The organism is Methylobacterium sp. CM6246, from assembly GCF_054818005.1.
In genome coordinates, this window is record NZ_JBTXKY010000001.1 from 1011012 (window position 1) to 1035295 (window position 24284).

Consider the following 24284-nt stretch of genomic DNA (forward strand, 5'->3'; position numbering starts at 1 on the left):
GATGCGGGCCGCTCTGGCGCGTTTCGCGCGCAACCGTCTGGCGCTCCTCGGTGCAGCCGTACTGCTCGGGCTGCTCGCCCTGGTGATGCTGACGCCCCTGCTGTTTCCCGGCGACCCGTTCCGCCTGGTCGGGCCCGCGCTCCAGCCGCCGGGCGGCCGCTTCCTGCTTGGCACCGACACGCTCGGGCGGGATGTGGCCGCGGAGATCGCCTACGGCGCGCGCACTTCGCTGATGATCGGGCTCGGCGCGACGCTTGCCGCGATCCTGTTCGGAACCCTCGTCGGAGGGTTGGCCGGCTATTACCGGGGTGGCGTCGAGATCGCGCTGATGCGGCTCACGGAGTTCTTCCAGACGATCCCGGCCTTCGTGCTGGCGATCCTCATCGTGGCGATCCTGTCGCCATCGCTCACCAGTGAGATCGTGGCCATCGCGGCGGTGTCCTGGCCGGGGATCGCCCGTCTGGTGCGGGGTGAGTTCGTGGCGCTCGGCGGGCGCGAATTCGTGCTCGCCTGCGACGGCCTCGGGGCAGGCGACGCCCGCATCATCTTCCGCCACATGCTGCCGAACTGCACCTCGGCGATCATCGCCGTGGGGTCGCTGCTGATCGGGACAGCGATCCTGATCGAGGCGGGGCTCGCGTTCCTCGGGCTCGGCGACCCGAACGTGATGAGCTGGGGCCTGATCATCAGTGCAGGACGCGCGGTCCTTCGCTCGGCGTGGTGGATCTGCACCTTCCCGGGCATCGCGATCCTGCTCACCGTCCTTGGCATCAATCTCGTTGGCGATGGCTTGAACGAGGCACTGAACCCGAGGCTCCGCGAGCGATGAGCGACTCCGTCCTCGACATCGAGAAGCTGACGATCGCGTTGCCCCCGGGTGCGGACCGGCCGAACGCGGTCACCGACGTGGACCTCGTGCTGCGGCCGGGCGCCGTCACCTGCCTCATCGGCGAGAGCGGATCGGGCAAGTCGCTGGTAGCGCGGGCGATTCTCGGATTGCTGCCGGGGCCGCACGTGCGCGTCTCCGGCGGGCGCATCGACTTCGAGGGCGAGGACCTCGCGACGATCACGCCGAAGCGGATGCGCCGCATCCGGGGGGCGCGCATCGCGATGATCTTCCAGGAGCCGATGACGGCTCTCAACCCGCTTCACACGATCGGGCGCCAGCTCGACGAGGTCCTGCGCATCCATACGGCGCTCGGCCGCGCCGACCGGCGGGCCCGGGTCGTCGCGCTGCTCGACAGCGTCCACCTGCCTGAGCCCGCTCGGCTCCTGCGCTCCTATCCCCACCAGCTTTCCGGCGGCCAGCGCCAGCGCGCGATGATCGCCATGGCGCTGGCGCTGAACCCACGGCTTCTCATCGCCGACGAGCCGACCACCGCGCTGGACGTGACCACCCAGGCGCAGATCCTCCACCTGATCCGGGAATTGCAGCGCGAGCACGGGACCAGCGTCCTGTTCATCACCCACGATTTCGGCGTGGTCGCCGACATCGCGGACACGGTCGCGGTGCTGCAGAAAGGCACACTGGTCGAGCAGGGCCCCGCGGCTTCGGTTCTCGGCGCCCCGAAGCATCCCTATACACGCGCCCTGATCGCGGCGGTGCCCAGGCTGACGCCGCCGCCGCAACGACCGCCCAGCACGGCCCCTCGGGTGGTCGAAGCCCGGGCGGTCGAGAAAACCTACGGCGCGCGCGGCCTGTTCGGCGGGCGCGTCACCCGTGCGCTCGACGGCGTCGATCTGGAGCTGCGGCGGGGGGAGACCCTGGGGCTCGTTGGCGAGAGCGGCTCGGGCAAGAGCACCTTGGCGCGGGCGATCACCCGGCTGATGCCCGTCGATAGCGGCGAGATCCTTCTCTCCGGGCACAGCGTCGCCGCGCTGAGCCGCCGCCAGATGCGTCCGCACCGCAAGCGGGTGCAGATGGTGTTCCAGGACCCCTACGGATCCCTCGACCCGCGCCAGCGCGTCGTCGACATCGTGGCCGAGGGCCCGATCATACACGGCACCATGCCTGAGGTCGCCAAGGCCCAAGCCCGCGAGATGCTGGCGCTCGTCGGCCTCGACCCCGCGGCGGCGCAGCGCTTCCCACACGAATTCAGCGGCGGCCAGCGCCAGCGGATCGGGATCGCCCGAGCTCTGGCCATGCAGCCCGAGGTGCTGGTGGCCGACGAGCCGGTCTCAGCCCTGGACGTCTCCGTGCAGGCCCAAGTTCTGGCGCTGCTCGCCGACATCAAGGCGCGATTGCACCTCAGCATGGTGTTCGTGACCCACGATCTGCGCGTCGCCCTGCAGGTCTGCGATCGGATCGCCGTGATGCGGGCCGGCCAGGTGGTCGAGGTTGCGCCGACATCCGAGATCTTCTTCGCGCCGAAGCACCCCTACACCCGGGCGCTGTTCGCGGCCGTGCCCGGCGCCCAATGGCAGGAACCGATCTCCGCATGATGCAAGAGCAGCCCATCGTATCCACCGATCCATTCCTGCCGGGTCCGCGCACCCGCGTCGCCGGTTCCGCGACGGGGCCGCTCGCCGGGCTCGGTTTCGCCGTCAAGGACCTGATCGACGTCGCTGGGATCCCCACCGGTGGCGGCAACCCGGATTGGCCGCGCATCGACCCGACTCCGGCGCGACACGCCTGGGTGGTGCAGACGCTTCTCGACGCTGGTGCCTCAGTGGTGGGCAAGACCATCACCGACGAGGTCTCGCTGGGGATCCTCGGCGAGAATGCCCATGACGGCACCCCGCTGAATTCAGCCGCGCCGGACCGGGTGCCGGGGGGTTCATCCAGCGGCTCGGCATCAGCTGTCGCCTCAGGAGCCTGCGATTTCGCGCTGGGCACTGACAGCGGCGGCTCCGTGCGTGTGCCGGCGAGCTTCTGCGGTCTCTACGGGATCCGCCCGACCCACGGGCGCATCGATTTCTCCGGGATCTGCGTCCAGGCGCCGAGCGCCGACACCTGCGGCTGGTTCGCCCACGATGCGGCCACCTTTGCCCGGGTCGGGGAGGTCCTGTTCGGCGCGTCGATGCCGGACCGGCTGCCCGATACGCTGCTGGTGGCCGCGGACGCGCTCGGCTTCGCCGACGAGGCCGTGCAGCAAGCGCTTATGCCGCTCATCGATCGTCTAGCCGCGCTGATCGGCAACCGGCGTGACGTGACGATGGCGCCGCAGGGCCTGTCGGTGTGGCAGCGGGCCCAGCGCGTCCTGCAGAGCAGCGAGGCGTGGCAGACCTTCGAGCCCTGGCTCGACACCTGCAATCCGCGCCTCGCCTTCTCGGTCGCCCGAGCGCTCGTCCAGGGCTCGATGATGACAGAGGGCGAACGCAACGCCGCGATCCTGATGCGCATTGAGGCACGAGCCCGCCTCGCGCGGCTTCTGCCCCCCGGGACCATCCTGTGCCTTCCCACCACGCCGTTCCCGGCTCCCCTGCGCGGGCTGCCGCTCAGCACGCTCAACCCGCTGCGTGAGCGCATAGGCTGCTTGACGAGCCACGGAGGCCTCACCGGCGTCCCGCAGGTGAGTATCCCGGGCGGGCGGGTCGATGGCGCTCCGGTGGGCCTGTCTCTCATCGGCACGCGTGGATCCGACCTCGACCTGATCCGCACCGTTCTCGACTTGGAGGCCTGAATGGACACAACCCTGAACCGCCCCGAGGTCGTGGCTGAAGTCACCGCCCTGTTCGAACGCTACGAGCAGGCGCTGATCGACAAGGATGTCGGGGTGTTGGACGCAACATTCTGGGACAGCCCTCACACGATCCGCTACGCCGTGGGTGAGAATGGCTACGGCTTCGCGGCGATTCAAGCCGCGCGCATCGCCGCCGATCCACCGCCTGGAGGCACGAAGGAAGCACGCATCCGGTTGGAGGTCCTGACCGTCGGCTCGGACGTGGCCACCGTGAATCTTGAGTTCAAGCCGCGCGGCAAGACCGGTATCGGGCGCCAGAGCCAGACATGGATGCGCCTCCCCGATCTTGGTTGGAAGGTGATCTCTGCACACGTATCGATCATGGCCGCGCAGGCCTGATGACCCGACCACTGGGTCATGATGGCGAGCCCAACGGGACCGCGTGAAGGCCAGGGGCCATTGCGCGGTCAGGGAGAAACCCATTGGAACACGCAACCGTCACCGCCATTAGGGAGGCGGTCAGCGCACAGCGAGGCCGGATCGAGCACCTGCTGGCACAACTCGCCCGGTGCGGCCACGACGATCCCGGGTTTACCCGGCCTTCCTACAGCCCGGAGGAAACCGAAGCCCACGCGCGCGCGACGCACTGTGCGGCCGAGCTGGGTCTCCGGGTCCGCCGGGACGCGGCCGCCAACACATACATGACGCTGCCCGGCCGGGATCGGACCCGGCCGCCGATTTTGATCGGCTCCCATCTCGACACCGTGTCGCACGGCGGCAACTTCGACGGCGCCGCCGGGGTCGTCGCCGGGCTCGCAGCTGTCGCGGCGATCCAAAGCCTCGGACTGATCCCGGAGCGCGATATCACCGTCATGGCGGTGCGCGCCGAGGAGAGCGTCTGGTTCCAGGTGTCCTATCTCGGAAGCCGAGCGGCGCTCGGCACCCTGCCGGAGGGTGCGCTCGCCATGCCCCGGGCCGATACGGGGCGCGACCTCGCCGATCACATCGCGGCCTCCGGCGGCGATCCCGAGGCTTTACGCGGCGATGCGCCGCCGCTCGATCCGTCCGCGATCCACGCCTTCCTCGAGGTGCATATCGAGCAGGCGCCGAGCCTCGTCGAGGCCGGAATTCCGGTCGGTCTCTGCACCGGGATCCCGGGCAACTTCCGTTATCCGGATGCTCGAATCCTCGGCCGCTACGACCATGTCGGCACGCCCCGCCGGTTCCGGCGCGATGCGGCCATGGCGGGCGCGGAGATCGCCCTGGCGCTCGACCAGATCTGGCAGGCCAACGAGGAGGCCGGCCGCCCGATGGCCGTCACGTTCGGCCGGTTCCACACCGACGGTGCAGCCCACGGGCTGACTACAGTCCCGGGCGAGTTCCGGTTCAGCCTGGACGTGCGTGCCTACGCGGCGAACATGCTGGCGGAGATCGAGACGCAGTTCCTGAGGCACGTCGCGACAATCGTGGCACGCCGCAACGTCGAGATCGTGCTCGGCCCGCGCGCCGAGGTGGCGGTCGGAGATGTCTCGCCACGGATCCGCAGCGGTCTGGAGGCCGCGGCCACAGCCCTCGGCATCGCCACCATGCCTCTCGGCAGCCCGGCCTCGCACGATGCCGCGGCCTTCGCCAAAGCCGGTGTTCCAATGGCGATGCTGTTCGTGCGCAACGCCAACGGCAGCCATAACCCCGATGAGGCCATGGAGATCGACGACCTCATGGACGCCGTCGCGATCCTCACCACCTGGCTGGTGGCCGAAACCGGATGTGCTTGATCCGGGCGCCTCGGCTCAGCCGGAGAAGCGCGCCAGGCGCCCGACCGGATCGCCTAAGACCTCGTCATCACGCATGACGGATCTGCCCCGGACAACGGTGGCGACCGGCCATCCGGTCACGCGTAGTCCCGCAAACGGAGTCCAACCGCAGGGCGACGCGATCCAAGAGTCCTCGATTGTGCGACGCGCCTTCAGATCCACCAGGGTAAAATCCGCGTCGTATCCGACTGAGATTCTCCCCTTGCCGAGCAGGCCGTAGACACGAGCCGGACCGGCCGCCATCAGGTCCACGAGGCGCGCCAGCGACAGGCGCCCGGCTGCGACATGATCGAGCATGACCGGGACCAGGGTCTGAACCCCCGTGAGGCCGGCCGGACAATCGGGCCAGGGCTGCTCCTTGGCTGCCCGGGCATGAGGCGCGTGGTCGCTGCCGATCGTATCGACAGTCCCGTTGCGCACGGCAGCCCATGCGGCTGCTCGATGCCGCTCGCCGCGGATCGGTGGGTTCATCACCGCGAGCCCGCCAAGCGTATCGTAGCAGTCGGGCGCCACCTGGGTCAGGTGGTTGACCAGAACCTCGACGGTCGCGACGTCGCGGAAATCGCGCAGGTATTCGAGTTCCTCGGCGGTCGAGACGTGGAGGATGTGCGTCGCCCGGCCGGTCCTGCGGGCCAGGGCCATCAGGCGCTGGGTCCCTAGGAAGGCGCATTCCTCGTCGCGCCATTCCATGTGGGTCCGGTACGGCTGCCCCCGGGCGAATAACGGCTTGCGCGCCTGCAACCGGAACTCGTCCTCGCTGTGGAAGGCCATGCGCCGGTGGCCGGCTCGCATGGCCCGCTCGAGATGGGCGTCGTCCTCAATCATCAGCGCCGCCGTGGAGCTGCCCGCAAACACCTTCACGGCGCAGACCCCTGGCTCGCGTTCCAGCGCCGCCAACCTGTCGATGTTGGTCTTGGCGCCCGCCACGTACAGGCCGATATCGCACCAGCTACGACCCGCCACGTAGCCGCGCTTCCACGTCAAGCGCTCGGTATCGGCGATTGGCGGAACCGTGTTGGGCATGTCGAACAGGGTGGCGATCCCGCCGAGGATCGCGGCCCGCGTGCCGGTCTCGATCGTTTCCACGGCTGGGTCGCCGGGATCACGCAGGTGGACGTGGCTGTCGATCAGGCCGGGCAGGACGTGCAGGCCTACCGCGTCGATCACCGTATCCGCGGTCGCGCCGATCGGCGCACCGAGATCCGCGATCCGTCCGGCGCGGACGCCGAGATCGATCCCCTCGGTCCCCCAAGGCGTGACGCAGGTGCCGCCGCGGATCAGGAGGTCGTAGTGCATCGCCGGGTCCTTCCGAAAGAGGCGGTCTCGAGCAGAACGGCCCCGAGGGCTGCCGCCACCGCCTGCTGACAGGGCTCGACGACCGCGCACCCGACCGCGTCCTCGATTGCGCTCTGGTGCGGCGCCATGCCGGCGCAGCCGAGGACGATCACGTCGGCGCCGTCGCGCGCGATCAGCATGCGGGCCGCCGCGACCAGGCGGTCGCGGATCGCCTCGCCGGCCGTCTCGTCCGCCCGCGCCTCCACCGGCCGACTGCCGGCATAGCGTTCGCCGAGGCCCATCTGGCGGACCATCCGGCGCTGGCGCCGCACGCTGCCCTCCGATAGGGCGACGATGCCGAAGCGCTCGCCGAGGGTGAGCGACCGGAGGATGCCCCATTCGGCGATGCCCATCACGGGCCGGCCCTTGGCGACCTCGCGGGCCGTGTGCAGGCCCGGGTCGCTGAAGCAGGCGATCACGAAGGCGTCCGCCCCGTCCGCTGCGATGCGCCGGGCGAGCGGCATCACGACGGAATCGGCGTCCTGCTGGGACGCGATGCTCGCCGGCCCATTGGGCAGGTCCGTCACCGCGATGGCGGGGCCGCCGGCCAAGCGCAGCGGGTCGAGCGCCGCGTCGATGGCGGCGGTCACGGCCTGGGACGAGTTCGGGTTGATGACCAGGATCCGTGCGGGCTCGGTGGTATCGCGCTGGTGCATGCTGCCGTCCTTCCGAACACCGAATTTCACAGCGCATTCGGGCCTCGCCCCGTCGGCAACGGCGTTGCGCGGGCCAATCCCACTTCCAACCTCACCCTGAGAGGCTGTGAGTTGAACGGCCTCCTGGGGCTATGTGGGCGTCCTGAGGCCGCCTCGTGCTGGTGCGTACAGCTGCCCGGTAGACCGACACGCCGTTGTTCAAGACGGCCTAGCGAAACCCGGGCCGCAAACCCCTCGGTGCAACCGAATAGGCACCGATCTTGCCCGCCCCCTCGACCTGAGGAAGAGGTGATCGATGCACGACGATGCTGCGGACGGGGCTGTGGACGTCACCCTGGTGACGGGGGCCCGGTGGGTCGTCGCCTGGGACCCGGACAGCGGCGGTCACGTCTACCAGACCGGCGCTGATGTTGTCTTCGCGGACGGCGTCCTCACGCATGTCGGCCCGGGCTATACGGGGCCGCCGCCGGACCGAACCATCGACGCTTCCGGCTGCCTGGTTATGCCAGGGCTCGTCGACATCCACACGCACCTGTTCTCGGAGCCGATGAACAAGGGCATGTGGGACGAGGTCGGCAGCCAGCGCCTCTACAACACCTCGCTCTACGAGTATCTGCCGATCCTGCGGCCCGACGCGGAGGGGACGCGGGCCGCCTACGGGGTGGCGCTCGCCGAACTTGCCCTCTCCGGCGTCACCACCGTCTGCGATCTCGCCCTGCCGAGCGACGGCTGGCTCGACCTTCTCGGTGCCTCAGGCCTTCGGGTCTGCATCGCCCCGATGTTCCGGTCCGGCCGCTGGCTGACGAGGAACGGCCACAGCGTGGAGTACGAATGGGATGAGGCCGCGGGCTATCGCGGCCTGGAGCAGGCGCTCGCCGAGATCACCGCGGCGCAACGGCACGCGAGCGGGCGCCTGTTCGGCATGCTCTGTCCGGCTCAGGTCGACACCTGCACGGCGGCGCTGCTTCGAGATGCCCATGACGAGGCGGTCCGGCGCGACCTGCGTTTCCACACCCACGCGGCGCAGTCCCTGTCAGAGTTCCACGAGATCACCCGCCGCACCGGGATGACGCCTATCGAATGGCTCGACGATCTCGGCGTGCTGACTGAGCGCACCATCGTGGGCCACGGGATCTTTCTGGACGACCATCCCTGGACCCACTGGCACAGCCCCGGCACGGACCTGCGGCGCATGGCCCAGCGCGGTGCCACGGTCGCCCATTGTCCGACCGTCTTCGCCCGCCGCGGCATCGCGCTACACGATTTCGGCCGCTATCTGCAGGCCGGCGTCAACATGGGCATCGGCACCGACGTCTACCCGCACAACATGCTCGACGAGATGCGCCTCGTCTCGTATCTCGCCCGGGTCGTAGCCCAGAATCCGCGCGACACCCGGGCGGCAGACGTGTTCCACGCCGCAACCGTGGGAGGCGCCAAGGCGCTCGGACGCGGCGATATTGGCCGGCTCGCGCCGGGCTGCAAGGCCGATTTCGTGCTCGTCGATTGCGCGCATCCCGCCATGCGACCGTGCCGGGACCCCGTGCAGTCCCTGATGTACTCGGCCGGCGATCGCGCGGTCCGGCAGGTCTTTGTCGGCGGCCGCGAGATCGTCCGCGACGGTCGCGCCCTGTTGGTCGATTACGCAGCCTCCGCCGCCGCCCTGGAGGAGGCGCAGGTCCGGGCACTGGCGCAGATCCGGCAGCTCGACTGGGCGGGCCGTGGCGCCGATGCCATCGCGCCACCCACCTTCCCGGGGTTGTAAGGCGTAGCGGCCCGCCCCTCAGGCAGGCCGCACATTCCAGAATGTTGGGAACCCGTCGAGGATGCCGGTGAGGCTGGACCGGTAGGCAGTCGGCTGCAAGTACTGGCCCAGAGGGTAGTAGGGCACGTCCTGCATCGCTTGAAGCTGGATGTCCCGGCAGACCGCGGAGCGGGCCGCCTCGTCCGGTGCGGTGAACCATGCGTCACGCAGGGCCTCGATCCGCGGAGTCGTAGCCCAGCCGGCATAACCGGTCTCGCCGGTGCCGCGCAGGGCGATGTAGCCGGCGGGGTTCAGCCAATCCATCCCCGACCAGTTGGTCACGAAGGCGCTCCAGCCGCCCTCGGAGACCGGCCCCTTGCGGTTGCGCCGCTGTAGCATTGCATTGAACTCGACTGCGTAGACCTCGACATTCATGCCGACGCGCTGGAGCAGGTCGGCTGCGACTTGGCCGAGCGCCAGGAGAGGCGCCGAGTTCGACGGCACCATTAGCAACACGGTCTCTCCGGTATAGCCGGCAGCTTTGAGGTCGGCGCGCACCCTGTTCGGATCGCGTGGCTCCGTGAGCGGCCCGAGCCCGTCGGTCGAGGCCATCGGTGTGTCCGGACAGAAGAATCCGAGGGGTACGTGGAACAGGCTGGGATCATCCGCGCCCACAACCCCCTGCATGCAGGACGTCTGGTCGATCCCACCCCAGAGGGCCCGCCGGATGGCCGGATTGTTGAACGGCGGCTGCAGGTGGTTGACTCGCAACATCGTCACGAAGCCAGTCGAATCGAGGACGCGGGTGGTCACGCCCCTGGCCGCCTTCAAGAGACCCAGCTGATCGTGAGAGGCGTATTCCTGCCAGTCGGCCTCGCCGGCGATCAGCGCCGAGGTGGCCGTGGAGGTATCGCCGATCACGCGCCACTCAACTCGGTCATAATGGACGACTTTCGGCCCGGAGGTCCAAGTGGGCGCGCCGTCCTTGCGTGGCACGTAGCCCTCAAAGCGGGTGTAGACTGTGCGGTCGCCGGGCACACGCTCGTCCGCCTTGAAACGGAACGGCCCGGAGCCGATCAGCTCCGGCACCTGCTGGAACGGGTCGGTGACAGCAAGGCGCTCCGGCATCATGGCGCAGAGCGGCACGGAAGCCTTGCCCAGAGCGATCGGCAGAAGTGGAAAAGCGCGCTTGAGCCGAAACCGGATGGTCCGGTCATCGGCCGCCGACAGGTCGTCGGTGGCCTCCATGAGTGAGCCGCCGAACGGGTCGCGCTTGGCCCAGCGCCGCAGGGAGGCAACGCAGTCGCGAGCGAGAACGGAGGTCCCGTCGTGGAAGCGCAGGCCTTCGCGCAGTGTCAGGTCCCAGCGACGCCCATCCTGCTCGACGCGGTGGCCCTCAACCATTTGCGGCGTGGCGCGGTAGTTTCCGTCCATGCCGTAGAGGGTATCGAAGACCATGTAGCCGTGATTGCGGGTAATGTACGCGAAGGTCGTAACCGGATCGAGTGTGACGAGATCTTGCTGTGGGATGAAGCGTAGGGTCGTGGCGGCCTCGGCACGGACTAGGGCTGGCGCCCCGATCGCATTGGCCACGGAAGCCCCGGCTCCCTGCAACAGTGTACGCCTTTTCATCGGGCAACTCTCACTCTGCTCGGGCGGTCTTCGCTCGACTGCCAGCGCTGATCCGGAACGCACACCGAACCCGTCGCACCCCGGCTTGCAGGAACGAGGCCGCGGCCTAGTCGGGGGAGAAAGCCCTGCGGAGTTCGACTCATCTATCCGCTTCAGCGACCAGTGCCACTCTGCTGAACGACCGAGTTGGATCGGCACAACAAGTCCGCTTCCGGGAAAGAGCTACGATTTTGCGCATGACTGGGAAGGGCGCGAAGCGGCTGGCCAGATCTAGCTGATTTTACGCTGACTGCCTTTGAGCCGGCCGAGCGAGGAGCACCCTCGCGGGCGAGAGTCAGCGCAGACGCGTAGCGTCGATCACCAGGAAGTACTGGCACGCCTCCGCGCCCAAATTGGTGAAGGTGTGCCCGGCATCTGCCTCAAAATACAAACTGTCGCCCTCTTCGACCACGACCGAGCGGTCGCCGATCGTGGCGCGCAGGCGCCCCTTCAGTACGAAGATGTATTCCGACACGCCGCGGCGGTGGGCGACGAACTCTCCCGTGGTTGCGCCTGGCGGGAGCGTGTTGAGCACCCAATCGATCCCTCGCCCGGGCAGCACCGGAGAAAGGCAGCGGCGTAGGAAGCCCGAAGCTTCATCGCGCAGCACAGGCTGGCGGGACGCCGGGATCAGCAGCACCTCAACTTCGGTGGCGGGTGACATCAGCCTGGAGAAGGTTACACCCAGCGCCTCAGCGAGGCGTGAAAGCACCACTGTCGAAGGCGCGGCTTCTCCGCGCTCGATCTTGGAGATCATCGAGCGGCTTACCCCAGACAGGGACGCCAGTGCCTCGAGGGAGAGATCCCGCTCCCTGCGTCTGCGTCGGATCTCCTCAGCAAGCACCTGGATCTGGGAGCGAGCCTCTGCTTCGATCCGGACCCGCCGCACCTCTGTCGTCACCGTCATCTGTGTCTCGTCCTAGTCCCCCGGCCATTCCTCGTCCCTGAGCGCTGGGGGCTGATCGACCGGTGCTTAGCACAGGCGGCGTGGTCGCGCCCGGACCACCGCCCACCAGGATTGGCACGCGGCTTGTATTGCTATGAGTGGAAATTCATCTCTGAAAGTGGATGCCCACCCATGGTCGATGCCACGATGCCGTCGGATGCGATGCGGAACGCCGAGCCCGGCGTGGTCACGATCGCAGAACGGCGCCAAATCGTCTGGTCAAGCGTCATCGGCACCACCGTCGAGTGGTACGATTTCTTGATCTACGGCACAGCCAGCGCTCTCGTCTTTAACAAGCTGTTCTTCCCCAGCATCGACCCGGTAGTCGGCACGATCGCGGCGTTCGGCTCTTACGCCGTCGGGTTCCTAGCCCGTCCACTGGGCGGGGCCGTCTTCGGCCATTTCGGCGACAGGATCGGTCGCAAGGCCATGCTGTCGCTAACCCTGATGATCATGGGTCTCGGCACCTTTCTGATCGGGTGCCTGCCGACCTATGGGCAGATCGGCATCCTCGCGCCTATCCTCTTGGTAGCATTGCGCCTCGTCCAGGGCATCGGAATCGGCGGCGAGTGGGGCGGAGCCGTACTGATGGTGGTAGAAAGCGTGCCGGCGGAACGGCGCGGGTTCTTTGGGAGCATCGTCCAGCTCGGGTACCCGATCGGCGTGATCCTCTCGATCGGCGCGTTCGCGCTGACAGGGCTGATGCCCGAGGCAGCGTTCCTGTCTTGGGGCTGGCGTGTTCCGTTCCTGGCGAGCGCGCTCCTCGTGGGGGTCGGCCTGTTCATCCGCCTGCGGCTTCACGAGACGCCGGCGTTCAGGCGGATCAAAGCGCGCGCGGTGACGGCACGGTTGCCGGTTATGGAGATCCTTACCGAACATCCCGGCATGTTCCTGAAGGCCGTCGGCCTGAAGGTCTCAGAGATCGCGTATGTGAGCGTCGTGACGGTCTTTTCGATCTCGTACGTCACGGGCCAGCTCGGACTGTCACGGAGTGTGATCCTCAACGGCATCCTGGTCGCCGCCGTCATCGAACTCTTCACGATCCCCGTCTTCGGCTGGCTGTCCGACCGCTACGGACGCAAAACGTTGTTCATCGCGGCCTGCCTGTTCTCGGTCGCCTTCGCCTTCCCGATGTTCAAGCTCCTCGACACGCGCGACCCGACGATCATCACGCTGACCGTCGCGGTGGCGCTGAGCTTTGGACAGGGCATCATGTTCGGGACCGGGGCCGCGTGGATGTCCGAACTGTTCGATGCCCGCTTGCGCTACACCGGCGCCTCGCTTGGCTTCCAAGTCGGCGCGGCACTGAGCGGCGGCTTCACGCCACTTATCGCCGCAGCCCTGCTTGCCTGGAGCGGCGGGGCGACGTGGCCGATCTCGGTCTACCTCATCGTGCTCGCATGCATCACCCTCGTGGCGACGTTCGCAGCGCCAGAGACTGCCCGCCGGCAGATAGACTGAACGGCTCCGCGGCGCCTAAATTCAGACCAGGCAGTGGACGAATATCCACTGTGATGGAATAGTGATGAAAGCGATCACAAGACGGGGAGACGGACTTGGATAGGACCATCATCGCCACGAAGGATGCGGCCCCGGCCGTCGGCCCCTACGCGCAGGCGACCCGCGTCGGCGACCTCGTGTTCGCTTCCGGGCAGTTACCGATCGACCCGGCCACCGGGGCGTTCCCAGAAGGCATCGAAGCGCAAACTCGCCGCTCACTTTCGAACCTTGCGGCCGTGCTGGAGGCCGGGGGCGCCAGCCTCGGGAGCGTGGCAAAGACCACCGTCTTCCTGAAGGACATGAACGACTTTGCCGCGATGAATGCCGTCTACGCCGAGCACTTCCCCAGCGATGCACCAGCGCGTTCGACCGTCGAGGTTGCGCGTCTGCCCCGCGATGCGCTTGTCGAGGTCGAGGCGATCGCGCTGGCGACGGGACCGGCACGATGAGCGAGACTTCCGCCCCCCGCCACGTCGAGGCCTTCGTGCATGCGGCCGGCTCGTTAGCTATCGGCGTGCCCGGCGGCGCGACCGGTTGGCAGGGCACGCTGCTCAACATTCACATCGCGCCGGCAGCCAGCTACGAGATGGAGGAATTGGACGAGGCCCACTGCGTTGCCGGCCGCGGCATCGAAGGTGACCGCTACTTCCTCGGGACGGGTACCTACTCGCCCAAGCCGGATACCCGCGAGATCACCCTCATTGAGCAGGAGGTGCTCGAAGCCCTCGCGCGGAACGATCCGCCTCTCCAGGGCGGCCCGATCAACCTCGCGCCCATCGACCACCGTAGGAACCTCACGGTGCTTGGCGTACCGCTCAATCACCTTGTGGGACGTCGCTTCCAAGTGGGTGAGGTGATCCTGCGCGGCGGTCGTCTCAATTTTCCTTGCAAGTACCTGGAGGAACTACTCGGATCGCCGGTCTACCTGCCGCTCTACAACCGCTCGGGCCTGAACTGTGGGATCGAGCGTGGCGGGATCATCCGCCCGGGCGACCCGATCTCGCTGGTGGATTGAGCCGGTGTCCGCTCGCATCGTCATGAAGTTGAAGGTCGTAGAGGCAGTCGCCACCACACCGGAGGTGCTGCGCCTGACGCTCGTCCACCCTCAGCGTCCCGAACTTCCGTCATGGGAGCCCGGTGCGCATGTCGACCTGCGCCTACCGGATGGCCGCACGCGCCAGTATTCGCTCTGTGGCGATCCAGCCGACCGTGGCCGATACGTTCTGGCGATCAAGCGTGAGGATGCCGGTCGCGGCGGCTCGCTGTGGACGCATAACAACTTGGTTGCGGGCGCCGTCGCGCACGTCTCGCAGCCGCGCAACAACTTCGGGCTCGCCGCCGACGCGCAGCGTCATCTGCTGATCGGCGGCGGAATCGGCGTGACGCCGCTCGCCGCCATGGCCCGGCGCCTCGCTTCAACCGGTGCAGACTTCACCCTCCACTTTTGCGCACGCTCTGCCGAGCAAGCGCCACTGCTACCCGAGTTGCTGGCCCTCTGCGGCGACCGGCTCCGCTGCTGGTTCTCCGCGGAAGGCTCGCGCTTCGGGCCCGCAATACTCGGATCTCCGGATGAGCGCATCCACGTCTACGCCTGCGGGCCTCAGCGGCTCACCGACGCGGTGCAGACCGGACTGACTGCCGCCGGATGGCCGGCGGAGCGGGTGCATGTCGAGCACTTCGTGCCAATGGCAGACGAGAACTACAAACCCGAACCCTTCGACGCACTAATCGCCTCGACTGGAGCGGTCGTCCACGTCCCGGCCGATGTCTCACTGCTCGACGTGTTGCGCCAGCGCGGCTTCGCGATGCCCTCGTCCTGCGAGATGGGCGTGTGCGGGTCCTGCGAGTGCGGCTACCGGGACGGTACCGTCATCCACCGCGATGTGGTGCTGCCAGTCGCCAAACGTCAGGACCGGATGATGCCTTGCGTCTCCCGCGCCCGCACGAAGGTCACGCTCGAACTCTGACAGGCAGCTGAAGCTCAAGACTTTCCATGTCCGATGCTGGCCGAAAGCAGAATGGCTGCTTTGAAGCAAAGCCGCCGAAAAAGTGGACGGCTTCCTCCTTCGCTTGGGGGCGCCGGTCGTCGATATGGGTGTCGGTGCAGCCCCATTGGGTCACAGCCCCAGCCGCATCCCTGACCGTCTGCGGTTGCGCCAGAAACCAGCGATGGGCGTCATCGGCGCTACGAATGCCCAACTCGACCTCGTATTGCTCGCCGGTCGCGATGGAGCGGTCCCAGCTCATCCGCGCCGCTGCGGATCATCCAGGGCGGCGGGTCGCAGGCAACTTCCTCCGCCATTAAGGATGTGCACACGGTGCTCACCGACAACGGCACCCAGTTCACCACGCTCTGCAACGTCGCTCTGGCCAATTCCATCATCATGGCGGCGATCGCAGCCGCCGAGATATTCTGGGCCCATAGCTTCGAACTTGCCTGCGCTCGCAACGGTATCGACCGCGGCTGATCAAACAGCGCCTCGCCTCGACGAACGGTTAGGTAAAGCGGATGAACGGCCGATCGAGTGCTTGCCCTCGCGAAGGCGGGGGACGCAACGGTCAAGCGCTACAACGACGACCGCCACGGGCAACTCCGTGGGCACTTGGCCAACTTCGTCAGCGCCTACAACTTCGTACGCCGCCTGAAGACCTTGCGCGGCCTCCGCTGCCGCCACTTGGCCTAGAATCTTGCGTTGGCAGCGGGGATCTCCAGCCTCGGACCGACCGCCCGCCCGGCTCGGAGGCCGGACAGGCGACCGACGTGGCGACGAGCACAAGGTCCGCCGCCTGAGCTGGGCTAGAGCCGTCCCCGCTCGCGTTGCAATCGGGAATGGCTCTCAGTTCTTGATGCAACGCGCTCGCCGACGCCGAACCGGTCTCCAATTCGGCGGGCGAGCGCTCTACCGCGCGCCCGACGTCCCCTGCGCATCGCTGCCATTCTGGTCGCTTTGCGCATTGGACTTCGCGGAGTCGCCGGATCCCGCGGCGCTCGTTGCGGCAGAGCCCGCATTCCCAGCTTGGTTGAAGGAGCCGGTCGTCTGTGGGTTCGGATTGCCCGGCGCGTTCGCCTGGGCCGTCATGCCGCCCAGCAACTCGCCCCGCTGCCAGCGTGACATGCCGACCGAGGCTAGCAGGTTGGTGGTCAACGTGCCGGTCGGCTCGAGACCCTGCGCCTGCTGGAAGTGAGTCGCCGCGATCGTCGTGTCGTTGTTCCAGCTGCCGTCAAGATGACCGGCCGCATAGCCCCGCTGGTTCAGCACCTGCTGGATTTGGCGCACTGCGTCGGCATTCATCCAAAGCGGTTCGCCGGAGGTATCGGTGCGCTCCACGGCGATGCGCTGGTTGTCGACCTGCCGGTCGCCGCCCGACCCGCTCGCCTGCGTCGGCTGCGGTCGTGCCACGTTGGCAGCCTGCGGGCCTGTGCCATGCCCGGCCGAGAAGATCGGATCGGTTAGACCGAGTGCGGAGATCAGGCCAACCTCGAGCCGTCCCGACGGCTCGAGCCCATGCACCTGCTGGTAGCTGCGCGCGGCCTGCACGGTCGCGGGTCCCCAGCGTCCATCCACCTGTCCGGTATTCCACCCCTGCTGGTTCAGGGCCTGCTGGATCTGCCTGACGCCCGCGGGGCTGACATAGAGGGGCGTGCCGCGGCTATCCGCGCGCTCGACGACGACGCGCTGGTTGTCGGCCTGCTTCGTCCCCTGGTCGCGCGCTTGGTCCCCGGCCTTTCCGCCGCGATTGCCCGAGATGATGTCCTGCTCGAGACCAAGACCGTAGACCAGCGGGATGGTGAGCGTGCCGGTCGGCTCCATGTTCTGCGCCTGCTGGAAGCTGCGCGCCGCTGCCGCAGTCTGCGAGTTCCAACGGCCGTCCACGTTGCCCGTGCTGTAGCCCTTCTGGGTCAACGCCTGCTGGATCTGCCGCACGCCCGCCGAGCTGACGAAGATCTGAGTGCCTTGCCCGTCCGATTGGTCCTGGGTCACACGCTGGTTGCTGACAGCCGATTGCTGAGCCTGTGCGTAACCACCGGTCAATGCGACGAGCACCGTGCTCGCGAGGAAGATATGCCTCAGTTTCATGAACACCTCCTGTTGGTGACGTAGGGGCGAACCGGCACGGCCAGCACCCGTTTCCTACGGACGATCCCTCAGGACACCTCCTGGTTGCACGGTTTCCGAGGCGTGGAGAGGACTTGCCGCGCGGGCGGACAGGCACCGCGTCCAACCTACGGATATGCCCGGATCGCCCTGCGCGATGTGCGGGGCCATTTTCGCGCCCACGCGGGTGTCTCGGCTGCCCGCCGACCCGGAGTGCCGCCGTGACCGATGTTGTTCCGCAGGACGATCGATACGAACCAGACGACCCTGTCATCTGTGCGCGCGAAGCCATCGCGGTGATCGAAGCGGTGCTCGATCGCCGGGGTCCCGAGATGAGGATCGCGTTCTGGACCGCCGTCGACCGGCACTATCGGTTGGACACCCAGGCCGCCCACCGGACCGATCGAGCGGCGAGATCGGGCCTGGATGCGCGGCCATCCGTGGAGGAACGATAGGGATCGTCCTACGGACATATCGCAGGAACGGAGGCGGCAACCGCCGGTTCGCGCCGAGAGCGGTGCGAGCGGCGCCGGAAGCCACGTGGAAGCCTGCCCATGCTGTCCGCCCTCGAAGGCGCGTCCGGTGCCCTGGTCATGGGGATCGTCCTCTCCGACGTGTTCCTCACCGTCCTGTACGCGCGCATCGGGACCGGGCTGCTCGCCGAGCGTGCCGCGCATCTCACCTGGATTGCCTTCCGCCGCGCTGCTGAGGCAGCCGGCTCACGACGCGGTACGGTGCTGTCGTTCTGCGGACCAGTCATCCTTCTGCTCTACGTCCTGCTCTGGGCTGGCGGCCTGACCCTCGGCGCGGCGCTGATCATCCATCCAGGCCTCGGCACGGGCGTGCAGGCGAGCAACGGCCCCACACCCACGGATTTCCTCACCGCGCTCTATGCCGGGGGCAGCAGCATGGCGATCGTCGGTGCCAGCGACTTCAAGCCGACGAACGACGCCTACCGCGTCGTCTACCTGGCGAACTCGCTGATCGGGATGTCCGTGACCTCGCTGGTTCTGACCTACGTCATGCAGGTCTACGGCGCCCTCCTGCGGCGCAACGCACTCGGGCTGCAGCTCCACGTCCTCTCGGGGGAGACGTCCGACGCGGGTGAGTTGCTGGCGCGGCTTGGGCCTTGTGGGCAGTTCAGCGCTGGGTACAGCCATCTGGTCTCGCTGGGCGACGCGATGGCCGAGATGAAGGAAGCGCATCACTTCTACCCGGTGTTGTTCTACTTCCGATTCCAGCAGCCGTACTACTCGGTCTCGGCGCAGGCTCACCTCGCACTCGATACGGCGTCGCTGATCCGCAGCACACTTGCGGGCGAGGAGGCGGCGTTGCTGAGGGAGGCGGCGGCGGTCGAAGCACTCTGGCGGGTGGCTCACAGGCTGGTCGTCACGCTGGAAACGGCCTTCCTGGCGGGGGCTCCGCCGCGGGCGCTGGCGGCCGATCCCGAGGCGCGGCAGCGGTGGCGCGCCCATTGGGACAGAGCCGCATCCCGGCTCGCCGAGGCGGGGATCGCGGTCGTGCGGGATGACGCAGCCGTGCAAGCCTATCTCGACCTGCGCGCGCAATGGTCCCCGCACATCGCGCGGCTCGCCCCCGCGATGGCCTACCGGAGCGAAGATATCGCAGCGGGCGGACCGGAGGGCTCCTAAGGGACCAACCGGATGCCCGCACTCCGCGACGGCGGGAGAATGCGGCAACGATCCCGGAGGAAGCCCGATGGAGACACGCGCCCTGATCACCGTGACGGATGTTTCCGTCGCCGGGGCCGCTCGCGTGCCGCGGCTTTCGGCTCCGGCCCGGGAGGGGGGCGGCGCCGTCTGTGCGCTGGCCCGCAAGCTCGACAGCTTTGCGCCGCTGACGGAGGAGGATCGTGCGGCCCTTCAGGGCTGGACCGACTATGTCCGGCCGGTCGCGCGGCACACGGTTCTGGTGGAACAGGGACGCGTGGCCGACCACGCGCTGATCGTCCTTGCTGGGTTCGCCAACCGTCATAAGTGCCGGATGTCGGGTCGTCGCCAGATCCTGGCCTATCTGGTGCCCGGTGATCTTTGCGACCGCGGCGCCCTCCAGGGCTACCCGCTCGACCACGCGATCGAGGCGCTCACGCCCTGTCGGGTCGCCAAGGTCCCGCGCGTCCCCTACATGGACCTGCTCGGCCGGCATCCCCGCATCGCTCTGGCGCTACAGCGCGCAAGGCTCGCGGAGGAGGCGATGGCGCGCGCGTGGCTGGTCAACCTCGGCATGCGCTCGGGCCCTGAACGCATGGCCCATCTCCTGTGCGAGCTGCTGGAACGGCTGGGCGCGATCGGCCAGACCGCGGACGGGCAGTACGATCTGCCGCTGACACAGGCGGATCTCGCCGACGCGCTCGGCCTGTCGAGCGTGCACGTGAACCGCGTGTTGCAGACCCTGCGGCGCGACGGGTTCATCTCGCTGCGCAAACGCCGCCTGCGCATCCTCGCGCCGCGTCGGCTGCGTCAGCTCGCAGAGTTTGAGGCTGGGTACCTCTCGCGTTCGCCGGCCGTCTCCGGCGACCCCTATTAGAGGGCCGGGCGCCGGCGCCGCGGCCGAGCGCATCGTGCCGGATATCGGAACCGGCACGATGCGCGAGCCCCCTGATCCGCATCCCCTCTTTCCGAAAGCCGGCGGACACCTTTCGGAACGCTGTTCTAGACGCCGTCCTGAACGGCGGGACAGACGCCGGCCGCGGTCGCGATCAGGACCGCCTCCGGCAGGGTGCGAGCCCCGAGGGCTTCCATGACCCGGGCACGGTGGATCTCCACCGTCCGCGGACTTAGGCCCAGCGTGCGCGCGATGGTCTTGTTCGTGCCGCCCGCCAGCAATCCCTCCAGCACCGCACGCTCGCGTGCCGACAGGGCCGCGATCCGCCCGCGCGACTCGTCGCGCGCGCGTGTTTGCTCCGCGACGTCGCGGATCTCGGCCAGGGCAGTCTTGACGGCGAACAGCAGCGCTTCCGGCGTCCAGGGTTCTTCGAGGAAATCGACTGCGCCCGCCTTCATGACGCGGACCCCGAAGCCGACGTCGCCCCTGCTCGCACCGATTGCCACCACGGGCAGGTGCGTACGTGCCGCCTTCAGCTCGCTTGCGACGACCAGGTCGCCGGCCTCCTCGAATTCGAGCACGACGCAGCCCGGCATCAGCGAGCCCGCCACGGTGAGGAAGGCCCGTCCGCTCGCAAAGGCCTGCACTTCGTAACCGGCGGCCTCCAGGGCGCCGACGAGGCCACGCCTGGCGTCGTTTCCCGTCGCGATCACGTAGGCCCGCAGGTCGGTATCGGTGGTGACGTCCTGCGCGATCCCGCCGACCAATCGGATGTGCCCATCGAGCGCCGGGATCGGGAAGAAGGTGTCACGGATGCGGCGTACCGTGTGGTCCGCGGCGCGCAGGATCCGGTACTTCAGGACCAGGGTCTCGCCGCCGCCGACCCGCTCAAGCGCCCGCGATGCGGCGTCGCGGTCCTCCGGGTGGACGCTGGCGAGCCAGCCCGCGACATCCGGCATGTCCGCCGGGTCCATACCCCACACCTGCCGGAAGGCCGGGCTGAGGACATCGAGTTGTCCGCTCTCCAGGTCGGCGAGCCAGAGCACGTTCGTCGAATGCTCGGCGAAGCGACGGAAGCGCTCCTCGCTCTCCCGCAGGGCCGCCTCGGCCCGCTTCTCCCGATCGACGTCTTGCACCACCACGATGGCACCGTTGATCTCGCGGTCGACGTTGTGAAACGGGGCGGCACTCACGCGCGTCCAACACTCCCGACCGTCGGGATGGGTGAAAATGAAGTCGATGCCCGGGACGACCGTTTCGCCCCGGAGGGCCCGGGCCCCCGGATACTCGGCAGGGGGCAGCCGTCGCCCGTCTGGGGCGTACGCCTGCCAGCGCTGGTTCGACTGCGCCTCCAACGAGGGAATCCGTTCGAGTGCGTAGCGATTGAGCGCCGTGTTCGCCAGCGCGATGCTCCCGTTCGGGTCGGCCAGACCGACCCCGATCGGCAACTGGGCCAGCGTCGCCGAGAGACGATGCTCGCTCTCGCGCAACGCCGCCTCGGCACGCACCTGTGCGGTGATCTCCACGACGACGCCGACGAACGACGCCGGCCGCCCGTCCTCGAACCCGGTTCGGCCGTAGGTCGAGACCCAGCGCTCGATGCCGTCGCGGAGGCCGATCACGCGATACTTGATGTGGTAGACGCCGTCGCCGCTCGGGTCGGCGCAGCGCGCCGCCGCCGCCTCGACGCGCCGGCGGTCGTCCGGGTGGATGGCGGAGAGCCACACCTGTTTGTCGACGGGCGCGTCGGGGGGGAGGCCCCACAGGGCCTTCACACGCGCATCCCAATCCAGCGCGCCGGTTTGCGGATCCCAGGAGTAGGGTGACAGGCCGACTAGATCTACGGCGGCCTGCAGCCGGGCCTCGCTCGCGCGGAGCCGGGCCTCGGCGCGCTTGCGGGCCGAGATGTCGGTGCCGATCATCGCCGCGCCGATGAAGCTCTCGTCACCGTCGTAGAGCGCGAATGCGTGCCATCGGACCGTCATTCCGGAGCCGTGGCGGAAATGCCGGAACCGCAACTTGCCTTCCCAACGGCCGCCGCGCAGCAGCGCCGGCAGCGCCACGTCGCGGACGACGGCGCGATCGGCCGGGTGGAAGAAGTCCGAGACCGGGATGATCGCGATGTCGTCGTCGGGCTGAAGTCCGACCATCCTGCGGCCGGCCGCGTTCAGGAACAGGGGCCGGAGTTGCGAGTCAACGAGACCGATGAACATCTGGGCCTGACGGGCAAACGCCGCCAGGAGGGTCTCCAGCCCCGGCACCATCACCGCGTCGGAGCGGTCCCGGGACTCATTTACGGCCATCGCGTCCGAGGCCAACCTGCCGTGATCCCGAGGTGATGCATGATCCAGGGGTGATGTATCCCGGCGCATCGCCGCCTCGCGCTGCTTGGCCGACGACGGGGCGCTTTCCTTGAGAGCCGAACAGGCGCGATAGGACGTGCTGGGTGGCCCTCCGTCGCCCGGCGGCGCGATCCGTCTCCGACATCGGGGACAGGATGGATCGCCTCGGAAACCCGCGTGGCCTCAAGCGGCAGACGTCCGCTTCGAGACTGAAGCGAGGGGCGGCGTGTGCCGCAGGTCAGGCGGTGTCTTGAAGTCCCGGGCCGCACCGCGGGACGCCTGGACACCGCGCGGAAAGCCGCTGCGGTCCCGGTACGATCGCTTCCGGCCCGCCCCGCGGCTGTGCCGCATCGTGGTGGCCTGGGCGTCGATCAGGTCGACCGCCGTGATGCCGAGCAGCAGCGCCAATGCCACGACGGCGTTGTCGCGCTTCGGGTTGTCCGCCCGCAGCGCCGTCATCACGGTCGCGATGTCGAGACCGTCGCCGGCGACCCGGCTCCAGAGCCCGAGCTTCTTGTCGATCGACAGCGAGAGGATGCCGCTGCCGATCTCACGGGCCCCGTAGGCACGCACCAAGGCCTCCTTGCCCTCCATGCCGAGGGCCTGCGTGATGCGCCTCGGCGCCAGGAGTTCGGTGAGGCCCAGGCCGAGGCTGAACCACCCGAGCCCCTTGGCAAGGCTGTCCGGTATGCCGCGCGAACTCGGCCCGGTGCGAATGACCTTCGGATCGCCCTCGGATCGCGTGATGTTCGAGAGGCTCGCGATGCTCGACATGCTCCCTCCGCACTGTGTCAGGGTTTGAGAACGACTTTGATGCAGCTGTCCTGCTTGTCCCGGAACGTCCGGTACATCTCCGCCCCCTTGTCGAGCGGGACCTCGTGCGTGATGACGAAGGAGGGGTCGATCTGCTCCTCCTCGATCCGGCGCAGGAGATCGCCGGTCCAGCGCTGGACGTGGGTCTGCCCCATACGGAACGTCAGGCCTTTGTTCATCGCCGCGCCCATTGGGATCTTGTCGGCCAGGCCGCCGTAGACCCCCGGGATCGAGATCAGGCCTCCGGGGCGGCAGACATGGATCATCTCGCGCAGCACGTGCGGCCGGTCGCTCTCGGCCATGAAGATCTGCTTGGCCCGGTCGTAGACCGTATCCGGCATGGTGGGGCTGACGTGGCTCTCCATGCCGATGCAGTCGATGCACTTCTCGGGACCCTCGCCACCGGTCAGCTCGTTCAGCCGCTCGACGACGTTCTCGTCGTCGAAATTGATCGTGATGGCGCCCCCCGCCTCGGCCATCTCCAATCGTTCCGGCAGGTGATCGATAGCGATGACCTGCTCGGCGCCCAGGAGGACGGCGGAGCGGATCGTCATCTGGCCGACCGGGCCGCACCCCCAGATCGCCACGGTATCGGTGGGCTGGATGTCAGCCTGGACGGCCGCCTGCCAACCGGTCGGGAAGATGTCCGAGAGGAAGAGCAGCTTCTCGTCTGGGATACCCTTCGGCACCTTCTGGACGGTCGCATCGGCGAACGGCACGCGCAGGTACTCGGCTTGGCCGCCCGGGTAGCCGCCGGTGAGGTGGGAATACCCGAATAGGCCCGCGGTCGTGTGGCCGAAGACCTTGTCGGCGAGGTGTTTCTTGCGGTTGCTTTTCTGGCAGACGGAGAAGTAGCCGCGCTTGCACTGGTCGCACTCACCGCAGACGATGGTGAACGGCACCACGACCCGGTCGCCCTTCTTCAGCGTGCCGTTGAGCCCGCGCCCGGTCTCGACGACTTCGCCCATGGCCTCGTGGCCCATGATGTCGCCGGGCAGCATGGCGGGGATGAAGTTGTGGAACAGATGCAGGTCCGAGCCGCAGATCGCGCAGCTCGTGACCTTGACGATGACATCACGCCCGTCCTCGATCTCCGGATCGGTGACGGTATCGCAGCGGATATCTTCCTTCCCGTGCCAGACCAGGGCTCGCATGCCGTTCTCCCGCCGGTTGGTTGCAGA

At 68.0% G+C, this 24284-nt stretch carries 24 protein-coding genes; 15 read left to right on the forward strand and 9 right to left on the reverse strand.

Annotated features, from left to right (window positions below):
- Nucleotide 1: 1 nt before the first annotated feature.
- The 5 genes from ACYQPG_RS05145 (at nucleotide 2) to ACYQPG_RS05165 (ending at nucleotide 5398) form a co-directional block, all read left to right on the forward strand.
- Nucleotides 2–829 (forward strand): ABC transporter permease, encoded by an 828-nt coding sequence (locus ACYQPG_RS05145; protein ID WP_461230427.1) that lies wholly within the window; start codon nucleotides 2–4, stop codon nucleotides 827–829.
- Nucleotides 826–2442: an ABC transporter ATP-binding protein gene (locus ACYQPG_RS05150; RefSeq protein WP_147908360.1), complete on the forward strand. Its 1617-nt coding sequence runs from the start codon at nucleotides 826–828 to the stop codon at nucleotides 2440–2442. Before ACYQPG_RS05145 ends, ACYQPG_RS05150 begins: the two co-directional genes overlap by 4 nt.
- Nucleotides 2439–3623 carry an amidase gene (locus ACYQPG_RS05155; RefSeq protein ID WP_461230428.1) on the forward strand — a complete coding sequence of 395 codons (1185 nt, stop codon included), beginning with the start codon at nucleotides 2439–2441 and terminating at the stop codon, nucleotides 3621–3623. Before ACYQPG_RS05150 ends, ACYQPG_RS05155 begins: the two co-directional genes overlap by 4 nt.
- Nucleotides 3624–4022 (forward strand): oxalurate catabolism protein HpxZ, encoded by a 399-nt coding sequence (hpxZ, locus tag ACYQPG_RS05160; protein WP_461230429.1) that lies wholly within the window; start codon nucleotides 3624–3626, stop codon nucleotides 4020–4022.
- Between the two features lie 83 nt (nucleotides 4023–4105).
- Nucleotides 4106–5398: a hydantoinase/carbamoylase family amidase gene (locus ACYQPG_RS05165; RefSeq protein ID WP_461230430.1), complete on the forward strand. Its 1293-nt coding sequence runs from the start codon at nucleotides 4106–4108 to the stop codon at nucleotides 5396–5398.
- Between the two features lie 15 nt (nucleotides 5399–5413).
- On the opposite strand, the gene ACYQPG_RS05170 is transcribed toward ACYQPG_RS05165, so the two are convergent.
- Entirely contained in the window at nucleotides 5414–6733 is a 1320-nt protein-coding gene (locus ACYQPG_RS05170; RefSeq protein ID WP_461230431.1) for a dihydroorotase, read from the reverse strand.
- Nucleotides 6715–7428, reverse strand: coding sequence for an aspartate/glutamate racemase family protein (locus ACYQPG_RS05175; protein ID WP_461230432.1), 714 nt, complete (start codon nucleotides 7426–7428; stop codon nucleotides 6715–6717). The genes ACYQPG_RS05170 and ACYQPG_RS05175 overlap by 19 nt, the downstream gene beginning before the upstream one ends.
- Nucleotides 7429–7723: 295 nt before the next feature.
- Here ACYQPG_RS05175 and ACYQPG_RS05180 point away from each other — a divergent pair, with 295 nt between their 5' ends.
- Nucleotides 7724–9190 (forward strand): amidohydrolase family protein, encoded by a 1467-nt coding sequence (locus ACYQPG_RS05180; protein ID WP_147908365.1) that lies wholly within the window; start codon nucleotides 7724–7726, stop codon nucleotides 9188–9190.
- Nucleotides 9191–9208: 18 nt separating this feature from the next.
- Here the strand turns inward: ACYQPG_RS05180 and ACYQPG_RS05185 are convergent, their stop codons facing one another.
- Complete coding sequence (locus ACYQPG_RS05185) at nucleotides 9209–10801, reverse strand: ABC transporter substrate-binding protein (protein WP_461230433.1); 1593 nt, start codon at nucleotides 10799–10801, stop codon at nucleotides 9209–9211.
- A 334-nt stretch (nucleotides 10802–11135) separates the two neighbouring features.
- Nucleotides 11136–11747, reverse strand: a complete 612-nt coding sequence (locus ACYQPG_RS05190; protein WP_461230434.1) for a helix-turn-helix domain-containing protein — start codon at nucleotides 11745–11747, stop codon at nucleotides 11136–11138.
- Between the two features lie 171 nt (nucleotides 11748–11918).
- On the opposite strand from ACYQPG_RS05190, the gene ACYQPG_RS05195 reads away from it, so the two are divergent.
- The 4 genes from ACYQPG_RS05195 (at nucleotide 11919) to ACYQPG_RS05210 (ending at nucleotide 15253) form a co-directional block, all read left to right on the forward strand.
- Entirely contained in the window at nucleotides 11919–13247 is a 1329-nt protein-coding gene (locus ACYQPG_RS05195) for an MFS transporter (RefSeq protein ID WP_147908395.1), read from the forward strand.
- 95 nt (nucleotides 13248–13342) lie between these two features.
- Complete coding sequence (locus ACYQPG_RS05200; RefSeq protein WP_147908368.1) at nucleotides 13343–13735, forward strand: RidA family protein; 393 nt, start codon at nucleotides 13343–13345, stop codon at nucleotides 13733–13735.
- Nucleotides 13732–14301 carry an MOSC domain-containing protein gene (locus ACYQPG_RS05205; RefSeq protein ID WP_147908369.1) on the forward strand — a complete coding sequence of 190 codons (570 nt, stop codon included), beginning with the start codon at nucleotides 13732–13734 and terminating at the stop codon, nucleotides 14299–14301. Before ACYQPG_RS05200 ends, ACYQPG_RS05205 begins: the two co-directional genes overlap by 4 nt.
- A 64-nt stretch (nucleotides 14302–14365) precedes the next feature.
- The gene (locus ACYQPG_RS05210; protein ID WP_348642421.1) at nucleotides 14366–15253 is read left to right on the forward strand and encodes a PDR/VanB family oxidoreductase; all 888 of its coding nucleotides are present in this window, start codon (nucleotides 14366–14368) and stop codon (nucleotides 15251–15253) included.
- On the opposite strand, the gene ACYQPG_RS05215 is transcribed toward ACYQPG_RS05210, so the two are convergent.
- Nucleotides 15237–15533: a PAS domain-containing protein gene (locus ACYQPG_RS05215; RefSeq protein WP_147938790.1), complete on the reverse strand. Its 297-nt coding sequence runs from the start codon at nucleotides 15531–15533 to the stop codon at nucleotides 15237–15239. The genes ACYQPG_RS05210 and ACYQPG_RS05215 overlap by 17 nt on opposite strands.
- Before the next feature lie 71 nt (nucleotides 15534–15604).
- Here ACYQPG_RS05215 and ACYQPG_RS05220 point away from each other — a divergent pair, with 71 nt between their 5' ends.
- Together ACYQPG_RS05220 and ACYQPG_RS05225 are read left to right on the forward strand one after the other, a co-directional pair.
- The gene (locus tag ACYQPG_RS05220) at nucleotides 15605–15754 is read left to right on the forward strand and encodes a hypothetical protein (RefSeq protein ID WP_187278382.1); all 150 of its coding nucleotides are present in this window, start codon (nucleotides 15605–15607) and stop codon (nucleotides 15752–15754) included.
- Between the two features lie 57 nt (nucleotides 15755–15811).
- A complete protein-coding gene (locus ACYQPG_RS05225) occupies nucleotides 15812–15970 on the forward strand; it encodes a hypothetical protein (protein ID WP_187278383.1) in 159 nt (52 codons plus the stop codon).
- Between the two features lie 216 nt (nucleotides 15971–16186).
- Here the strand turns inward: ACYQPG_RS05225 and ACYQPG_RS05230 are convergent, their stop codons facing one another.
- Nucleotides 16187–17365, reverse strand: a complete 1179-nt coding sequence (locus ACYQPG_RS05230) for a peptidoglycan-binding domain-containing protein (protein ID WP_461230435.1) — start codon at nucleotides 17363–17365, stop codon at nucleotides 16187–16189.
- Between the two features lie 239 nt (nucleotides 17366–17604).
- Between ACYQPG_RS05230 and ACYQPG_RS05235 the strand changes: the two genes are divergently transcribed.
- From ACYQPG_RS05235 to ACYQPG_RS05245, 3 genes are all read left to right on the forward strand, one after another.
- Nucleotides 17605–17838 carry a hypothetical protein gene (locus ACYQPG_RS05235; RefSeq protein WP_147938791.1) on the forward strand — a complete coding sequence of 78 codons (234 nt, stop codon included), beginning with the start codon at nucleotides 17605–17607 and terminating at the stop codon, nucleotides 17836–17838.
- Nucleotides 17839–17937: 99 nt separating this feature from the next.
- On the forward strand, nucleotides 17938–19035 hold the full coding sequence (locus ACYQPG_RS05240; RefSeq protein WP_419828865.1) for a two pore domain potassium channel family protein: 1098 nt from the start codon (nucleotides 17938–17940) through the stop codon (nucleotides 19033–19035).
- A gap of 67 nt (nucleotides 19036–19102) precedes the next feature.
- Nucleotides 19103–19930 (forward strand): Crp/Fnr family transcriptional regulator, encoded by an 828-nt coding sequence (locus ACYQPG_RS05245; protein ID WP_147938793.1) that lies wholly within the window; start codon nucleotides 19103–19105, stop codon nucleotides 19928–19930.
- A gap of 125 nt (nucleotides 19931–20055) precedes the next feature.
- On the opposite strand, the gene ACYQPG_RS05250 is transcribed toward ACYQPG_RS05245, so the two are convergent.
- The 3 genes from ACYQPG_RS05250 to ACYQPG_RS05260 all read right to left on the reverse strand — a co-directional run bounded on the left by ACYQPG_RS05250 (nucleotide 20056) and on the right by ACYQPG_RS05260 (nucleotide 24257).
- On the reverse strand, nucleotides 20056–22251 hold the full coding sequence (locus ACYQPG_RS05250) for a PAS domain S-box protein (protein ID WP_461230436.1): 2196 nt from the start codon (nucleotides 22249–22251) through the stop codon (nucleotides 20056–20058).
- A 222-nt stretch (nucleotides 22252–22473) separates the two neighbouring features.
- Nucleotides 22474–23064, reverse strand: coding sequence for a hypothetical protein (locus tag ACYQPG_RS05255; protein ID WP_147908377.1), 591 nt, complete (start codon nucleotides 23062–23064; stop codon nucleotides 22474–22476).
- Nucleotides 23065–23081: 17 nt separating this feature from the next.
- Nucleotides 23082–24257 carry a zinc-dependent alcohol dehydrogenase gene (locus ACYQPG_RS05260; protein ID WP_147908378.1) on the reverse strand — a complete coding sequence of 392 codons (1176 nt, stop codon included), beginning with the start codon at nucleotides 24255–24257 and terminating at the stop codon, nucleotides 23082–23084.
- Nucleotides 24258–24284 lie beyond the last annotated feature (27 nt).

Bases quoted from the DNA above. Each gene is read 5' to 3' on its own strand.
- ACYQPG_RS05145 (WP_461230427.1), top strand. From the start codon at position 2: ATGCGGGCCGCTCTGGCGCGTTTCGCGCGCAACCGTCTGGCGCTCCTC.
- ACYQPG_RS05150 (WP_147908360.1), top strand. From the start codon at position 826: ATGAGCGACTCCGTCCTCGACATCGAGAAGCTGACGATCGCGTTGCCC.
- ACYQPG_RS05155 (WP_461230428.1), top strand. From the start codon at position 2,439: ATGATGCAAGAGCAGCCCATCGTATCCACCGATCCATTCCTGCCGGGT.
- hpxZ (WP_461230429.1), top strand. From the start codon at position 3,624: ATGGACACAACCCTGAACCGCCCCGAGGTCGTGGCTGAAGTCACCGCC.
- ACYQPG_RS05170 (WP_461230431.1), bottom strand. From the start codon at position 6,733: ATGCACTACGACCTCCTGATCCGCGGCGGCACCTGCGTCACGCCTTGG.
- ACYQPG_RS05175 (WP_461230432.1), bottom strand. From the start codon at position 7,428: ATGCACCAGCGCGATACCACCGAGCCCGCACGGATCCTGGTCATCAAC.
- ACYQPG_RS05180 (WP_147908365.1), top strand. From the start codon at position 7,724: ATGCACGACGATGCTGCGGACGGGGCTGTGGACGTCACCCTGGTGACG.
- ACYQPG_RS05185 (WP_461230433.1), bottom strand. From the start codon at position 10,801: ATGAAAAGGCGTACACTGTTGCAGGGAGCCGGGGCTTCCGTGGCCAAT.
- ACYQPG_RS05190 (WP_461230434.1), bottom strand. From the start codon at position 11,747: ATGACGGTGACGACAGAGGTGCGGCGGGTCCGGATCGAAGCAGAGGCT.
- ACYQPG_RS05195 (WP_147908395.1), top strand. From the start codon at position 11,919: ATGGTCGATGCCACGATGCCGTCGGATGCGATGCGGAACGCCGAGCCC.
- ACYQPG_RS05205 (WP_147908369.1), top strand. From the start codon at position 13,732: ATGAGCGAGACTTCCGCCCCCCGCCACGTCGAGGCCTTCGTGCATGCG.
- ACYQPG_RS05215 (WP_147938790.1), bottom strand. From the start codon at position 15,533: ATGAGCTGGGACCGCTCCATCGCGACCGGCGAGCAATACGAGGTCGAG.
- ACYQPG_RS05230 (WP_461230435.1), bottom strand. From the start codon at position 17,365: ATGAAACTGAGGCATATCTTCCTCGCGAGCACGGTGCTCGTCGCATTG.
- ACYQPG_RS05240 (WP_419828865.1), top strand. From the start codon at position 17,938: ATGCTGTCCGCCCTCGAAGGCGCGTCCGGTGCCCTGGTCATGGGGATC.
- ACYQPG_RS05245 (WP_147938793.1), top strand. From the start codon at position 19,103: ATGGAGACACGCGCCCTGATCACCGTGACGGATGTTTCCGTCGCCGGG.
- ACYQPG_RS05250 (WP_461230436.1), bottom strand. From the start codon at position 22,251: ATGGCCGTAAATGAGTCCCGGGACCGCTCCGACGCGGTGATGGTGCCG.
- ACYQPG_RS05255 (WP_147908377.1), bottom strand. From the start codon at position 23,064: ATGTCGAGCATCGCGAGCCTCTCGAACATCACGCGATCCGAGGGCGAT.
- ACYQPG_RS05260 (WP_147908378.1), bottom strand. From the start codon at position 24,257: ATGCGAGCCCTGGTCTGGCACGGGAAGGAAGATATCCGCTGCGATACC.